The 15,494-nt window shown below is 72.0% G+C and carries 13 protein-coding genes; 8 read left to right on the top strand and 5 right to left on the bottom strand.

Going from position 1 to position 15,494, the window contains the following annotated elements:
• On the bottom strand, nt 1-1,491 hold the full coding sequence (rpsA, locus tag ACZ5GH_RS08810) for a 30S ribosomal protein S1 (RefSeq protein WP_030061640.1): 1,491 nt from the start codon (nt 1,489-1,491) through the stop codon (nt 1-3).
• A gap of 414 nt (nt 1,492-1,905) precedes the next feature.
• Here rpsA and ACZ5GH_RS08815 point away from each other — a divergent pair, with 414 nt between their 5' ends.
• Nucleotides 1,906-2,784: a class I SAM-dependent methyltransferase gene (locus ACZ5GH_RS08815; RefSeq protein WP_464333871.1), complete on the top strand. Its 879-nt coding sequence runs from the start codon at nt 1,906-1,908 to the stop codon at nt 2,782-2,784.
• A gap of 11 nt (nt 2,785-2,795) precedes the next feature.
• Complete coding sequence (gene hrpB / locus ACZ5GH_RS08820) at nt 2,796-5,297, top strand: ATP-dependent helicase HrpB (RefSeq protein WP_464333872.1); 2,502 nt, start codon at nt 2,796-2,798, stop codon at nt 5,295-5,297.
• 1 nt (nt 5,298) lies between these two features.
• Here hrpB and ACZ5GH_RS08825 read toward each other — a convergent pair whose 3' ends face one another.
• The gene (locus ACZ5GH_RS08825; RefSeq protein ID WP_464333873.1) at nt 5,299-5,475 is read right to left on the bottom strand and encodes a hypothetical protein; all 177 of its coding nucleotides are present in this window, start codon (nt 5,473-5,475) and stop codon (nt 5,299-5,301) included.
• A gap of 135 nt (nt 5,476-5,610) precedes the next feature.
• Here ACZ5GH_RS08825 and ACZ5GH_RS08830 point away from each other — a divergent pair, with 135 nt between their 5' ends.
• Nucleotides 5,611-5,919, top strand: a complete 309-nt coding sequence (locus ACZ5GH_RS08830; protein WP_464333874.1) for a hypothetical protein — start codon at nt 5,611-5,613, stop codon at nt 5,917-5,919.
• Between the two features lie 86 nt (nt 5,920-6,005).
• A complete protein-coding gene (locus tag ACZ5GH_RS08835; RefSeq protein WP_464333875.1) occupies nt 6,006-6,413 on the top strand; it encodes a hypothetical protein in 408 nt (135 codons plus the stop codon).
• A 60-nt stretch (nt 6,414-6,473) separates the two neighbouring features.
• Here ACZ5GH_RS08835 and ACZ5GH_RS08840 read toward each other — a convergent pair whose 3' ends face one another.
• Entirely contained in the window at nt 6,474-7,445 is a 972-nt protein-coding gene (locus tag ACZ5GH_RS08840; RefSeq protein WP_464333876.1) for a helix-turn-helix transcriptional regulator, read from the bottom strand.
• Between the two features lie 93 nt (nt 7,446-7,538).
• On the opposite strand from ACZ5GH_RS08840, the gene ACZ5GH_RS08845 reads away from it, so the two are divergent.
• Nucleotides 7,539-7,937 carry a VOC family protein gene (locus ACZ5GH_RS08845; RefSeq protein ID WP_464333877.1) on the top strand — a complete coding sequence of 133 codons (399 nt, stop codon included), beginning with the start codon at nt 7,539-7,541 and terminating at the stop codon, nt 7,935-7,937.
• A 119-nt stretch (nt 7,938-8,056) separates the two neighbouring features.
• Here ACZ5GH_RS08845 and ACZ5GH_RS08850 read toward each other — a convergent pair whose 3' ends face one another.
• Both ACZ5GH_RS08850 and polA read right to left on the bottom strand, forming a co-directional pair.
• Nucleotides 8,057-8,836 carry a GNAT family N-acetyltransferase gene (locus ACZ5GH_RS08850; protein WP_464333878.1) on the bottom strand — a complete coding sequence of 260 codons (780 nt, stop codon included), beginning with the start codon at nt 8,834-8,836 and terminating at the stop codon, nt 8,057-8,059.
• Nucleotides 8,837-9,033: 197 nt separating this feature from the next.
• Entirely contained in the window at nt 9,034-11,721 is a 2,688-nt protein-coding gene (gene polA, locus ACZ5GH_RS08855; RefSeq protein ID WP_464336807.1) for a DNA polymerase I, read from the bottom strand.
• A 282-nt stretch (nt 11,722-12,003) separates the two neighbouring features.
• Here polA and ACZ5GH_RS08860 point away from each other — a divergent pair, with 282 nt between their 5' ends.
• From ACZ5GH_RS08860 to ACZ5GH_RS08870, 3 genes are all read left to right on the top strand, one after another.
• Entirely contained in the window at nt 12,004-12,534 is a 531-nt protein-coding gene (locus ACZ5GH_RS08860; protein WP_387749130.1) for a PaaI family thioesterase, read from the top strand.
• Between the two features lie 666 nt (nt 12,535-13,200).
• The gene (locus ACZ5GH_RS08865; RefSeq protein ID WP_387749127.1) at nt 13,201-14,427 is read left to right on the top strand and encodes a branched-chain amino acid ABC transporter substrate-binding protein; all 1,227 of its coding nucleotides are present in this window, start codon (nt 13,201-13,203) and stop codon (nt 14,425-14,427) included.
• A gap of 133 nt (nt 14,428-14,560) precedes the next feature.
• Nucleotides 14,561-15,490 carry a branched-chain amino acid ABC transporter permease gene (locus ACZ5GH_RS08870; protein ID WP_387749124.1) on the top strand — a complete coding sequence of 310 codons (930 nt, stop codon included), beginning with the start codon at nt 14,561-14,563 and terminating at the stop codon, nt 15,488-15,490.
• Nucleotides 15,491-15,494 lie beyond the last annotated feature (4 nt).

Genomic DNA, 15,494 nt, shown 5'->3' on the forward strand with positions numbered 1-15,494 from the left:
TCAGCTCTGGCCGCCGGCCAGCTTCTCGCGCAGGGCGGCCAGGGCCTCGTCGGAGGCCAGGGCGCCCGAGCCCTCGTCGCTGCTGGACGAGTAGGAACCACCGGCGGCGGCGGCGACGGCGTCGCCACCCTCCTCGGCGGCCTGGGCGTCGGCCTCGCGGCTCTTGATGACCTGGGCCTGGTGCTGCTCGAAGCGGGCCTGCGCCTCGGCGTACTGGCGCTCCCACTCCTCGCGCTGCTTCTCGAAGCCGGGCAGCCAGTCGTTCGCCTCGGGGTCGAAGCCCTCCGGGTAGATGTAGTTGCCCTGGTCGTCGTACGAGGCGGCCATGCCGTACAGGGTCGGGTCGAACTCGACCTCGGCCGGGTTGGCACCCAGGGCCTCGTTGGCCTGCTTCAGCGACAGGCTGATGCGGCGACGCTCGAGGTCGATGTCGATGACCTTGACGAAGATCTCGTCGCCGACCTGGACGACCTGCTCCGGGATCTCGACGTGGCGCTCGGCCAGCTCGGAGATGTGGACCAGACCCTCGATACCCTCGTCCACGCGGACGAACGCACCGAACGGAACCAGCTTGGTGACCTTACCCGGAACGACCTGGCCGATCTGGTGGGTACGGGCGAACTGCTGCCACGGGTCCTCCTGGGTCGCCTTCAGCGACAGGGAGACGCGCTCGCGGTCCATGTCCACGTCGAGAACCTCGACGGTGACCTCCTGGCCGACCTCGACGACCTCGGACGGGTGGTCGATGTGCTTCCAGGACAGCTCGGAGACGTGCACCAGGCCGTCGACGCCACCCAGGTCCACGAAGGCACCGAAGTTGACGATCGAGGAGACGACGCCGGAGCGCACCTGGCCCTTCTGCAGGGTGGTGAGGAAGGTCTGGCGGACCTCGCTCTGGGTCTGCTCCAGCCAGGCACGGCGGGACAGGACCACGTTGTTGCGGTTCTTGTCCAGCTCGATGATCTTGGCCTCGAGCTCCTTGCCCACGTAGGGCTGGAGGTCGCGGACGCGACGCATCTCGACCAGCGAGGCGGGGAGGAAGCCGCGGAGGCCGATGTCGAGGATGAGACCACCCTTGACGACCTCGATGACGGTACCGGTGACGATGCCGTCCTCTTCCTTGATCTTCTCGATCGTGCCCCAGGCACGCTCGTACTGAGCGCGCTTCTTGGACAGGATGAGACGACCCTCCTTGTCCTCCTTCTGGAGAACCAGGGCCTCGATGTTGTCACCGACGGCGACGACCTCGTGCGGGTCAACGTCGTGCTTGATCGAGAGCTCGCGGGACGGGATGACGCCCTCGGTCTTGTAACCGATGTCGAGGAGGACCTCGTCACGGTCGACCTTCACGATGACGCCCTCGACGATGTCGCCATCGTTGAAGTACTTGATGGTCTCGTCGATCGCGGCGAGGAAGGCCTCCGCGTCGCCGATGTCGTTGACCGCGACCTGCGGGGTGGTGCTGAGGGAGGAGTCGGTGGGGCTCGTCATTAGGAAAAGGGCTCCGGTACGGACATGAAAGTCGTAGGTAATGCCACGCGGAGGGCCCGTATCGCTCCCACCGAAAGCCGGACAGCCAAGAACACGGCGCACCGGGATTCCCGTAACAACGAGAACCGGCGTCCGTCTTGCGACCGTGGGGTCTTCGACAGATGCGAGCGCGACCTGCTCCGTCCGAGGCGCGCAGGCCCGCAGCGCAACTTGTAGCATACGGGGACGGCCAGGCACGGTCAATGCCGAAGGACGGCAAGACGGTGGAGCCCGGTACGGATCAGGCCATATCCTCCGAATGCGCGCCTCGCGGCGGCGCCCGAAGGGGCCCTGTCCCCGGATGCCACCGCCAGGACCCGGACCCTTACGGGCCGGTTCTCGGCAGCGACGCTTCCGCACTCCATACCCTACGCGATGGGCATTGTCACCGTGGCCACCACCCCCCAGTCGAACCTGCACGATCTTGACACCTCCCCCGTTCGGGACGAGGAGGAGGACGGCGACGACGCGCTCCGGCGGGAGGCCGGCAGCGGGGAGAGCAGCCGGGCCAGCCGGCACTGGTGGGACCGCAACGCCGACGAGTACCAGGACGAGCACGGCGAGTTCCTCGGCGACGACCGCTTCACCTGGTGCCCCGAGGGCCTGGACGAGGCCGACGCCCGGCTGCTCGGCGAGGTGGCCGGCCGGGACGTGCTGGAGATCGGCGCCGGCGCCGCCCAGTGCTCCCGCTGGCTGGCCGCCCGGGGCGCCCGGCCCGTCGCCCTGGACATCTCCTACCGCCAGCTCCAGCACTCCCGTCGGATCGACCTCGGCCGCGGCACCGCGCCCGTTCCGGTCGTCCAGGCCGACGCCGCCGTGCTGCCCTTCGCCGACGCCTCCTTCGACCTCGCCTGCTCCGCGTACGGCGCCGTCCCGTTCAGCGCCGACACCGCCGCTCTGATGCGCGAGGTTCACCGGGTGCTGCGGCCGGGCGGGCGCTGGGTGTTCTCGGTGACCCACCCGATCCGCTGGGCCTTCCCCGACGAGCCCGGCGTCGAGGGCCTCACCGCGGTGTCCTCCTACTTCGACCGCACCCCGTACGTCGAGCAGGACGAGCAGGGGCGCGCCACCTACGTCGAGCACCACCGCACCCTCGGCGACCGGGTCCGCGAACTCGTCGCCGCCGGCTTCCGGCTGGTGGACCTGGTCGAGCCCGAGTGGCCGGCCGGCCTGGAGCAGGAGTGGGGCGGCTGGTCCCCACTGCGCGGACGGCTGATCCCCGGCACGGCGATCTTCGTCACCGAGCGGGGCTGAGGTTGCCTCCGGTGGGGCACGACCTGCCCGTCCGCACCGCCCTGCCCGCCCTCCACGACGCGCTGGCCGGGCACGGCACCGCCGTCCTCGCCGCGCCGCCCGGCACCGGCAAGACCACCCTGGTGCCGCTGGCCCTGGCCGGGCTGCTGGCCCCCGGGAGCCCGGTGCGGCGGGTGCTGGTCGCCGAACCGCGCCGGCTCGCCGTCCGGGCGGCCGCCCGGCGGATGGCCTGGCTGCTCGGCGAGGCCGTCGGCGGCCGGGTCGGCTACACCGTGCGCGGCGAGCGCCGCACCGGCCCCGAGACGGTCGTCGAGGTGGTCACCACCGGCGTGCTGCTGCAACGGCTCCAGCGCGACCAGGAACTGCCCGGCGTGTACGTGGTCGTCCTGGACGAGTGCCACGAACGGCACCTGGACGCCGACACCGCGCTCGCCTTCCTGCTCGACGTCCGGGCGGCGCTGCGGCCCGACCTCGGGCTGGTCTGCGCCTCGGCCACCTCCGACACCGAGGCCTGGGCCGAGCTGCTCGGCGGCGCCCCGGTGGTGGAGGCGCACGGCACCTCCCACCCGGTCGGGGTGGTCTGGGCGCCGCCGCCGCGCGCCGTCCGGCCCGCGCACGGCACCCGGGTGGACCCGGCGCTGCTCGACCACGTCGCCTCGGTGGTGCGGCGGGCGCTGACCGAGCGGGACGGGGACGTGCTCTGCTTCCTGCCCGGCGTCGGCGAGATCGCCCGGGTCGCCGGGGCGCTGGGCGGTGTTCCGGCGGACGTCCTGCAACTCCACGGCCGCGCCCCGCAGGCCGTCCAGGATGCCGCCCTCTCGCCCGGCGAGGGCCGGCGGGTCGTGCTCGCCACCGCCGTCGCCGAGTCCTCGCTCACCGTCCCCGGCGTCCGGGTCGTGGTGGACGCCGGACTCGCCCGGGAGCCGCGCACCGACCACGCCCGCGGGCTCGCCGGGCTGGTCACCGTCCGGGCCTCGCTCGCCGCCGCCCGCCAGCGGGCCGGCCGGGCCGGGCGCGAGGCCCCGGGCACCGTCTACCGCTGCTGGAACGAGGCCGAGGACGCCCTCGCCGCCCGCTTCCCCACTCCGGAGATCGCGCTCGCCGACCTCACCTCCTTCGCCCTCCAGGCCGCCTGCTGGGGCGACCCGGACGCCACCGGCCTCGCCCTGCCCGACGCCCCGCCCGCCGGGGCGATGGCCGCCGCCCGGCAGACCCTGCTCGCGCTCGGCGCGGTCGACCCGGACGGACGGGCCACCGCGCGTGGCGTCCGGCTCGCCCGTACGGGGCTGCACCCCCGGCTGGGGCGCGCCCTGGTCGACGGCGCGGCGGCGGTCGGCGCACGGCGGGCCGCCGAGGTCGTCGCGCTGCTCTCCGAGGAACCGCCCCGGGCGCTGGGCGACGACCTCGGCGCGGTCTGGCGCACGGTTCGGTCCTCCCGCGACCCCTACGCGGGGCGCTGGCGCGACGAAGTCCGCCGGCTGCTGCGCGCCACCTCCGACGAGCCCGCCACCGACCTGCCCGACGCCGTCGCCGCCGGCCTCGTCGTCGCGCTCGCCTTCCCGGAGCGGATCGCCCGCGCCCGCGTCGAGCGGCCCGCCCCCGGCGAGCGCAGCCCGTACCTGATGGCCAGCGGGACGGCCGCCGAACTCGCGCCCGGCACGTCGCTGGGCGCCCTGCCCTGGCTCGCCGTCGCGGTCGCCGACCGCCCGGCGGGCTCGCACTCGGCCCGCGTCCTGCACGCCGCGGCGCTGGACGAGGCCACCGCGCTGGCCGCCGGAGCGGCGCTGCTGGCTTCTCGCGAGGAGGTCCACTGGGACACCCGGCGCGGGGAGGTCGTCTCGCGCCGGGTCGAGTCGCTGGGCGCCGTCGAACTCGCCGAGAAGCCCCTCAACCGCCCCGACCCCCTGCTCGTCCGGGCTGCTCTGCTCGAAGGCCTCGCCCGTGAGGGCGTCGGCACGCTGCTGACCTTCCCGTCCAACCTGCGCGAACGTCTGGCCTTCCTCCACGCCGCCATCGGCGATCCCTGGCCCGACGTCAGCGACGAGGCACTGCTCGAACGCGCCGAGGAGTGGCTGGAGCCCGAACTCTCCCGCGCCCGCCGCCGCGCCGACCTGGCCAGGATCGACACGACCGCCGCCCTCCAGAGGTTGCTCCCCTGGTCCACCGGTGAGGCGGGTCGGCTGGACGAGTTCGCCCCCGAGCGCATCACGGTGCCGTCGGGCTCGAAGATCCGCGTCGACTACACCACCGAACGCCCGGTCCTGGCAGTCAAGTTGCAGGAGCTCTTCGGCTGGACAGCGACGCCTGCCCTGGCCGGAGGCCGCGTCCCGCTGACCATCCACCTCCTGTCGCCCGCCGGCCGCCCCGCCGCCGTCACCGGCGACCTGGAGAGCTTCTGGCGCGACGGCTACCGCGCCGTCCGCGCGGAGTTGAGAGGCCGATACCCCCGCCACCCCTGGCCCGAGGACCCGACCACGGCCGAACCCACCCGCCGCACCAACACTCGGAAGTAGGTCAGTCCCGTCGGTTCGGCCGGATCGCGGAGAAGAGGACGAGTGTCAGGATCAAGGCGGTGAAGAGGATCAGGAACTTCCGTCCTCCCTCGGAGCCGGCGGGCAGCCAACCCTGCAACAGCCCGATCAACAGCACGATGTCGAGCACGACCGCGATCGCGTACCCTGGCCGCTTCATGGCCGATCTCCCTCCCCGGTTCCGTTCGCATCACACCTACCCCGTTCCAACCGCCAAGCACCAGAAGTCGGACCCGCCGACTTCCTGTGCACCCCACCGCCTCACGGCGCCGAAAACCGCCTCCCAGCCCGGCCAGTGGGCGAGTCGAAGGCCGTGCGGGACGCGAAACCGGTTGCGGGTGCGGCCCCCGGCGTCGGCGTCGACCACGCCAAGGACCTGAACATCGACCCGTCCCACGTCTACGTCGCCCGGGGCAGCGAGGACACGATGATCAAACACGTAGCGAGCACCGGCCTGGCCTTCGGGCTGGACCCCGTGGACAGCGGCTTCGGTGCCCAGCACCTGCCGGCCGGTAGTACCGACCACTCGCACTACTGGCTGCCAGGGAGCACGTCCGTCAAGGCGTTCGGCGCCGTGATCGCAGGCAACGGGGCCGGCCGGTGACGCGACACCGGCCGATCGCGGCAGCGGTGGCCGCCGGACTGCTGTTGACGGCCGCGGCATGCGGCGAGGACTCCGATGCCCCGACCATGACACAGGCGCAGGCGAAGCAGCGGACCGCGGACTACATGGGGCAGGCCCTCGCCGATCTGCCCCAGCCCGTCGCCACGGCCGGCGAGCGGGAGAACGGCACCAACTGCTTCAGGAACGACGCCCCCTCCGAGTACGACGGCCGCGTCGTGGAGGTCACGGAGAGGCGGCTCTCCGGCATTCCGGTGGACCGCCAGGCCGAGTACGTCGAGCGCCTCCGGACCCGGATCGAGGCCATGGGATTCCGGCAGGACGACTCCGGCGCCCTGCGCACGTCCGCCCACTTCACGAACTCGACCGACCAGTTCACCGGCTCCATCGACGGGATCGGCAGCTCGTACGGGACTCTCGTGATCGGCTTCTCCTCCCCGTGCGTGTGGCCCGACGGCACCAAGCCCCCGCGCTGAGCCGTACCTCCTCGACCGGCTAAACCCCCCGGCAGGCGCCAGGACGCCGGCTCCTCGCCGTCAGGCTCGGCGGGCGTGGGAGGCGAGGCGGTCGGCGAGGGCGGTGACGAGGTCGCGCAGCTCGTCGGGGCGCTCGATGACGAACGGCCGGTCGAGTGAGGCGAGGACCGGGGGCAGCCAGTCGAGACGCTCCGCCCGCAGCTCGACGCGCAGCCAGTCGCCGGACTCGGGCGCGCACTCCTCCAGGGTCGCGACGCTCGCGGGGAGGTGGGCGCGGATCTGCGCGGCCGTTCCGTGGATCCGCAGGGTCACCTCGTGCCGGTACTCGGCCGTGGCGAACGCCGACAACACCCGCTGCGCCGGGCCAGGGCCCTCAGGGGCCTCGAAGGAGCCGGGCCGGGTCCGCGCGTCCTCGATGCGGTCGAGCCGGAAGGTCCGGTCCTCGCCGATCGCGGGGTCCTCGCCCGTGACGTACCACCGGCCCGCGTGGGCGACGATCCCGTACGCGTGCAGCATGCGCTCGCTGCGCCGTCCGTCGCGGTCGGTGTAGCGGATCGAGACGGGTCGGCGGTGGCGCACCGCGTCGGCGATGGTGAGCAGGACCCCGGCGTCCGGGGTGGCGAACTCGCCGGGCCGGTCCGTGAAGTCGAGGGCTTCCAGGAGCGTGTCCAGTCGATGCGCGAGGTGCCGGGGCAGCACCCGCCGGATCTTGGCCGCCGCCGTCTCGCCCGCCGTGCGTTCGGTCGTCGTCAACCCCGCCCGGCGGCCGGCGACCAGACCGAGCAGGACGGCCAGCGCCTCGTCGTCGCTGAGCATGAGCGGCGGCAGGCGGTACCCGGGAGCGAGCCGGTACCCGCCGTAGCGGCCGCGCACCGACTCCACGGGGACGTCCAGCTCGATCAGCTGGTCCACGTACCGGCGCACGGTGCGCCCCTCGACGCCGAGCCGGTCGGCGAGTTCGGCCACGGTCCGGGTGCCGCCCGACTGCAGCAGCTCCAGGAGGGTCAGCACGCGGGCGGCCGGTCGAGGCATGTTCGCAGCCTAACGCGAATAGGGGACCGGTTCTGTCCACTATTTCTCCTAGCCTGCGACCCGCACCCATTCGGCACGGCCAAGGAGATCCCCATGGACTTCGTCTCGATCCGCATCATCACCGGCGACGTGGCGCGCCTCGTCGAGTTCTACGAGCGAGCCACCGGCGCCCGGGCGGCGTGGGCCACCGAGGACTTCGCCGAGCTCAGGGTCGGCGGCGCCACCCTCGCGATCGCCGGCACCCGGACCGTCCCGCTGTTCGCCCCGGGCTCCGCCCGCCCGGCGGCCAACCAGAGCGTGATCACCGAGTTCCTCGTCGACGACGTGGACCGCGTCCACCGCAACCTGCGCGGCTTCGTCACCGACTTCGTCACCGAGCCCACCACGATGCCCTGGGGGAACCGGTCGCTGCTGTTCCGCGACCCCGACGGCAACCTGGTCAACTTCTTCACCCCCGTCACCCCGGCGGCCGTCGAGAAGTTCGCGCGCTGACGCCACCCGCACGGCGGCCCGCACGACGGCATCACCGTGCACAGGAAGTCGGCCCCGCCGACTTCCTGTGCAGTACGAGTGCCGGCCCGCGCATCACGACGGTGCGGGGCCGGCGGGCGTCACGACGACGCGGTCGGACGCGGGGCGGCCCACCAGGTCGAGGGCGCCGCGACCGTGTACCCCAGCGACTCGTACAGCGGCCTGCCCAGCTTCGAGGCGGTGAGGGTGGCCGGGAGGTCCGCCAGGTGGGCGAGGGCGCCGAGCATGACGGCCCGGCCCACGCCGCGCGAGCGGAACGCCGACGACGTGCTGATCCAGTAGTGGCTGCCGACGCCGTCGGCCACCACGCTGACGCCGGCTCCCGCGGCCACGCCGTCGACCGAGGCGATGAACACGTCCACGCCCGGCTGTTCGATCAGCGACGTCGGGAAGAGTTCGCCGGGGCGGTGGGGCTCGAAGGTGTCCAGCTCGAAGCCCTCGATCACGAGCCGCTCGGCCGTCTGGAGGTCCTCGGGCCGCCGCACCCTGGTCACGTCCAGCGCCGGTTCGGCGACCGGCCCGGGCAGGCGCAGCATGACCGGCATCTGCCAGGTCCGCATGCCCAGGTGGCTCAGGTCGGTGGAGCTGAACGGATCCTCGACGTTCACCGCCCCCGCGGCCCGGCGGACCAGCTCCGTCAACCCGGCCAGTTCGTCCGGGTCGAGGTCGGGCTCCTGGACGAGGATCCGCAGACCCGCCCGCTCGTCGCCGTCGACCGCGACGAATCCGCGGCAGCGGATCACCTCGTGCCCGCGGGCTCGGCCGGTCGCGGTCCAGAAGGCGGCGGAGTTGCGGGCCTGGTGCTTCGGCGCCTGGGCCAGCGAGACGGGCTGGTCGGTCGCAGTGGATCCTGTTGTCATTGGGCCTACGGTAGTACGGAATTGACCCGTCGTCCGGGCCGGTTTTCCGACCGGCCGACCAGCCGCCTCCGACCCGGCCGCCTCCGACCGGGACGACGGCAGGCCGGGACGACGGCAGGAGCAGACGGCGGCAGGAGCAGACGGCGGCGGGCCCGGACGCTCCGCGCCTCCGGGCCCGCCGCGTACCGCACGCCGCGTCAGTGCGCGGCGGCCTCCCAGTTCGGGCCGACGCCGACCGAGACGTCCAGCGGGGCGCGCAGCGGGTAGGCGCCCGCCATCTGCTCGCGGACGAGGGCCTCGACCTGCTCGCGCTCGCCCGGGGCCAGCTCCAGCACGATTTCGTCGTGCACCTGGAGCAGCATCCGGGAGGTGAGGCCGGCCGCGCGCAGCGCCTCGTCCACCCGGAGCATGGCGATCTTGACGATGTCGGCGGCCGAGCCCTGGATCGGGGCGTTGAGGGCCATCCGCTCGGCCATCTCGCGGCGCTGGCGGTTGTCGCTGTTGAGGTCCGGCAGGTAGCGGCGGCGGCCGAGCAGCGTCTCGGTGTAGCCCGTCGCCCGGGCCTCGTCGACGACCCGGCGCAGGTAGTCCCGCACGCCGCCGAAGCGCTCGAAGTAGGTGTCCATCAGGCCCTGGGCCTCGGCCGGCTTGATCCCGAGCTGCTGCGAGAGCCCGTACGCGGACAGCCCGTACGCCAGGCCGTAGGACATCGCCTTGATCTTGCGGCGCATCTCGGCGTCCACTGCGGCGCGCGGCACCTCGAAGACCTGGGAGGCGACGGTGTTGTGCAGGTCCTCGCCGGAGGCGAAGGCCTCGATCAGCGCCTCGTCCTCGGACAGGTGCGCCATGATCCGCAGTTCGATCTGCGAGTAGTCGGCGGTGAGCAGCGACTCGTAGCCCTCGCCGACGACGAAGGCGCGGCGGATGGCGCGGCCCTCCTCGGTGCGGACGGGGATGTTCTGCAGGTTCGGGTCCTGCGAGGAGAGCCGGCCGGTGGCGGCGACCATCTGGTTGAAGGTGGTGTGGATGCGGCCCTTGGGCGAGACGGTCTTGAGCAGGCCCTCGACGGTGGTGCGCAGCTTGGCCTGGTCGCGGTGGCGCAGCAGGATGACCGGCAGCTCGTTGTCGGTCTGGGTGGCCAGCCAGGTGAGCGCGTCGGCGTCGGTGGTGTAGCCGGTCTTGATCTTCTTGGTCTTGGGGAGGGCGAGCTCGCCGAAGAGGATCTCCTGGAGCTGCTTGGGCGAGCCGAGGTTGAACTCGTGCCCGGCGGCGGCGTGCGCCTCCTCCACCACGCGCTGGATCTCGGCGGCGAACTGCGCCTCCAGGCCGGTGAGCCACTCGCGGTCGGCGGCGATGCCGTAGCGCTCCATCCGGGCCAGCAGGGCGGCGATGGGCAGTTCCATGTCGTGCATCAGCTCGGCGGCGCCGACCTCGCCGAGGCGGGTGTCGAAGAGCGCGGCGAGGTCGAGCACGGCGCGGGCCTGGAGCATCAGCGACTGGGCGGCGGCCGTCTCGTCCTCCTCCGGCGCGTCGAAGGAGAGTTGGCCGCTCTCGGCGGCGGGGGCGGGGGTGAGCGAGCGGGCCAGGTACTCCTCGGCGAGCACCTCCAGGGTGAAGGTGCGGCGGCCGGGCTTCTCCAGGTAGGCGGCGAGCGCGGTGTCGGCGACGACGCCCTCGATCGTCCAGCCGCGCTCGGCGAAGGCGCGCATCACCTGCTTGGCGATGTGCAGGGCCTTGGGGGCGGCGGGGTCGGCGAGCCAGCGGGTGAAGGCCTGCTCGTCCTCCTCGGCGAGCAGCGCCGGGTCGAACCAGGCGGCGGACTCCCCGGCGGCGAGGGCGACTTCGGTGACCTCGCCGGAGCCGAGCGCCCACTGGTAGACGGCGGCGAGGGCGACGGTGGTCTTGCCGTCGGAGGCGTGCTCGGCCAGCCAGGCGGCCAGGGTGCCCGGGTCGGTGAGGAGCTCGCCGTCGACCTCGACGCCGGGGGCGAGCTCGGCCTCCGCCTGGGCCTCGCCGGCGGCCGGGTCGATGCCGAAGACGCGGTCGCGGAAGTTGGCGTTGCGGAACTCCAGCGACTCCATCAGGGTGCCGACGGCGTCCTTGTCGAACGGCTTGCGGTCCAGGTCGGCGACGCCGACCGGGAGTTGGACGTCGCGGACCAGCTCGGTGAGCACCCGGTTGCGCTTGACCGAGTCGAGGTGGTCGCGCAGCTTCTCGCCGATCTTGCCCTTCACCTCGTCGGCGCGGGAGACCAGTTCGTCGAAGGAGCCGAACTGGTTGACCCACTTGGCGGCGGTCTTCTCGCCGACGCCGGGGATGCCGGGCAGGTTGTCGGACGGGTCGCCGCGCAGCGCGGCGAGGTCCGGGTACTGGCGCGGGGTGACGCCGTACTTCTCGGTGACCTTCTCCGGGGTGAAGCGGGTGAGCTCGGAGACGCCCTTGGTGGGATAGAGCACGGTGACGTGGTCGGTGACCAGCTGGAGCGAGTCGCGGTCGCCGGTGACGATGTCGACGTCGTAGCCGGCCGCCTCGGCGGCGGTGGCCAGGGTGGCGATGATGTCGTCGGCCTCGAAGCCCTCGACGGTGAGCCGGGGGACGTGCATGGCGTCGAGCAGTTCGCCGATCAGGCCGATCTGGCTGCGGAACTCGTCCGGTGTCTTGGCGCGGTTGGCCTTGTAGTCGGGGAACTCGACGGAGCGGAAGGTCTGCCGGGAGAGGTCGAAGGCGACGGCGAGGTGGGTGGGCTGCTCGTCGCGCACGGTGTTGGCGAGCATCGAGGCGAAGCCGTAGACCGCGTTGGTGGGCTGGCCGGTGGAGGTGTTGAAGTTCTCCACGGGCAGGGCGTAGAAGGCCCGGTAGGCCATCGAGTGCCCGTCGAGCAGCATCAGCCGGGGCCGCCGGCCGGCCCCGCCGCCACCCGTCGCGCCCTTGTCCGTACTCTGCGTAGCCACGTCAACGTCCGTTCCTGCCGATTCCACTACCGGCCACCGATCCTATGGCCCGGCACCGACAAAAAGGACGCCGCGCCGGTCCGTCCGCAGCTGCTACCTCCGAGTAGGACGGTCGTACGATCACAGGCGGCACGCCCCCGGCGTTCCCCGGCATTCCCGGCCTTCCCAGCAGTCCCCAGCAGTCCCCAGCGTCCCCCAGCGGCAGGAGCTCCCCCCATGACCGACGCGGCCCCCGGCACCGCCACCGACACCACGCCCGCCCCCGCGCCCGCCACCGCGCCCGCCACCGCGCCCGCGACCGACACCGCGCCGGTCCTGAACGTCCCGCAGGACGTGCTGGACCACTTCGCCAAGCTCGGCGTCAGCCCGCAGACCTTCTCCGGCGGCCACCTCGGCGAGAAGCTCGGCATCCGGATCGTCGAGGCCTCCGGCGACCGCGTGGTCGGCACCATGCCGGTGGAGGGCAACCAGCAGCCGTACGGACTGCTGCACGGCGGCGCGTCGGCGGCGCTGGCCGAGACGCTGGGCTCGATCGGGGCGATGCTGCACGCCGGACCGGGCCGCTACGCGGTCGGCGTGGACCTCAACGCCACCCACCACCGCTCGGCCACCTCCGGCCTGGTGACCGGGGTGGCGACGGCCGTGTTCAAGGGCCGCACCGCCGCCACCTACGAGATCGCGATCACCGACGACACCGGCCGGCGGATCACCAGCTGCCGGCTGACCTGCATGCTGCGCGACCTCTGACGGCCCCCCCGGGAACCGCCGGCCCGACGCGGACCACCGGCCCGACCCGGGACCTCCGGCGCGGCCCGAACCACCGGCGCGACAACGGCCGTACCGCGTCGCCGAGTTCACTCGAAACGACATCAAGTCCCTTTTCCGCCCCCTTGTTTGACCTTCCGCCGCCTTGGGCAGGCGTTGGTCTGGACAAGGGGGCGTTCACATGCCCGGGCGCGGCCGACCCCCATCCCGCAGCATGTGACGCTACGTAACAAGTAGGAAATCCGATCAATTGCCGGTTCCGAGACCTTCAGGCGCCTCGGAACCATGCGGCCGGGCTCTCCACGTCCGCAATCCGGACGCTCAAGGTCGAAACCAGGGCATCGGACATGATCGTCCGATAATCGACGCTGCCAGCTGCAACCCCCATTTCTGGGCCTTACATCCCCCTACCAGCAAGTAAACGCCTGACATCGCGGGATGGATCGAGCCGGAACGACCACATGGTGAGACAAATGCTCCGTGTGCTCATAACAAGAGAATCACAGCCTGCCCCCAGCACTGCCAGAGCCGCCCAACGGCATCTAGAGTCACGGCCAGTCACCGCGCCATTCGATTGGGCCAGGCCCTCCGCGCACTCCGGCTCCCGCCATTCCGGCGCGGGCGCCTCCTGAACCGAAGGGGACCCTCGTGCGTCACCGTTCAGCAGTTGTCGTGAGCATTGCCGTGATCGGCGCCCTCAGCCTCACCGCCTGCGGCTCCCGCGGAGAGAAGAAGGGCGGCGACGGCGGCGGCAACTCCGCCTCCACCACCGTCGTCATCGGCGTCGACGCCCCGCTCACCGGCGACCTCTCCGCCCTCGGCCTCGGCATCCGCAACTCCGTCGACCTCGCGATCAAGAAGGCCAACGAGAGCAACGAGGTCCCCGGCGTCAAGTTCGAGATCAAGGCCCTGGACGACACCGGCAAGCCCGCCCCCGGCCAGCAGAACGCCACCCAGCTGGTCGGCGACTCCAAGGTCCTCGGCGTCGTCGGCCCGCTCAACTCCAGCGTGGCGCAGTCGATGCAGCAGATCTTCGACGACGCGAACCTGGTCGAGGTCTCCCCCGCCAACACCGGCGTCGCCCTCAGCCAGGGCGAGAAGTGGGCCAGCGGCGAGAAGAAGCGCCCCTTCAACTCCTACTTCCGCACCGCCACCACCGACGCCGTCCAGGGCCCGTTCGCCGCCCAGTTCCTCTACAACGACGCCAAGAAGACCAAGGTCTTCCTCATCGACGACCAGAAGACCTACGGCGCCGGCCTCGCCGGCACCTTCAAGGGCGAGTTCACCAAGCTCGGCGGCACCCTCGTCGGCGAGGAGCACGTCAACCCCGACGACCGCGACTTCGCCGCCATCGTCACCAAGGTCAAGAGCTCCGGCGCCGAGGCCGTCTACTACGGCGGCGAGTACCCCGCGGCCGGCCCGCTCTCCCTCCAGCTCAAGGAGGCCGGCGTCAACATCCCCCTGATGGGCGGCGACGGCATCCAGAGCGGCGACTTCATCAAGCTCAACCCCAAGAGCCAGGGCGACTACGCCACCGCCGTCGGCCTGCCGGTCGAATCCCTCGACACCGCCAAGAAGTTCATCGCCGACTACAAGACGGCCGGCTACAAGGACGCCTACGAGACCTACGGCGGCTACTCCTACGACAGCGCCTGGGCCATCATCCAGGGCGTCAAGCAGGCCGTGAAGGACAACAACGGCAAGGTCCCCGACCGCAAGGCCGTCCGCGACGCCGTCCAGAAGGTCACCTTCGACGGCGTGACCGGCAAGGTCTCCTTCGACGAGTTCGGCGACACCACCAACAAGCAGCTCACCGTATACACCGTCAAGGACGGCAAGTGGGCCGTGGAGAAGTCCGGCACCTTCAAGGGCTGACACCGAGTCACCACCCGCTCCACCGGCCCCACTTCCCCACCACACCGCGCGCGGGGGCGCCACGAGTGCCCCCGCGCGCACCCACATCCACCACCCACGCGGACACCCCCGAACGCACTACGGAGGCCCAGCGGTGCACGACCTACCGCAGCAGCTGGCCAACGGCCTGATCCTCGGCGCCCTCTACGGGCTCGTCGCGATCGGCTACACGATGGTCTACGGCATCGTCCAGCTCATCAACTTCGCCCACGGCGAGATCGTCATGGTCGGCGGCTTCGGCGCCCTGACCGCCTACCTCGCCCTCCCCGGCGGCACCACCCTCTGGCTGGCCCTGCCGCTCATGCTGATCGCCGGCATCCTGGTCTCCACCCTCACCGCCGTCGCCGCCGAACGCTTCGCCTACCGCCCCCTGCGCACCGCCCCCCGGCTGGCCCCGCTGATCACCGCCATCGGGCTCTCCATCTTCCTCCAGCAACTCGTCTTCTCCTTCTACCCGGACGCCAAGAAGGCCCGGGTCTTCCCCAAGCTCCCCGGCGACCCGTTCAGCCTCGGCTCCGTCACCATCCAGCGCAGCGACCTCTTCCTGATCATCGCCGCCCCGCTGTGCATGCTCGCCCTCGGCTGGTTCGTCACCCGCACCCGCTCCGGACGCGCCATGCAGGCCACCAGCCAGGACCCGGACACCGCCAAGCTGATGGGCATCGACACCGACCGCATCATCGTCATGGCCTTCGCCATCGGCGCCGCGTTCGCCGCCGTCGCCGCCGTCGCCTACGGCCTGCGCAGCGGCCAGGTCGACTTCCGGATGGGCTTCATCCTCGGCCTCAAGGCCTTCACCGCCGCCGTCCTCGGCGGCATCGGCAACATCTACGGAGCCATGCTCGGCGGCCTCGCCCTCGGCCTCGCCGAAGCCCTCGCCACCGGCTACATCCAGCACCTGCCCGGCATGCACCTCTTCGGAGGCGGCGCCTGGAAGGACGTCTGGGCCTTCGTTCTCCTCATCCTCGTACTCCTGATCCGGCCCCAGGGCCTGCTCGGCGAGCGCGTCGCGGACAGGGCGTGACCAC

The sequence above is a fragment of the Kitasatospora sp. Xyl93 genome, from assembly GCF_055383135.1.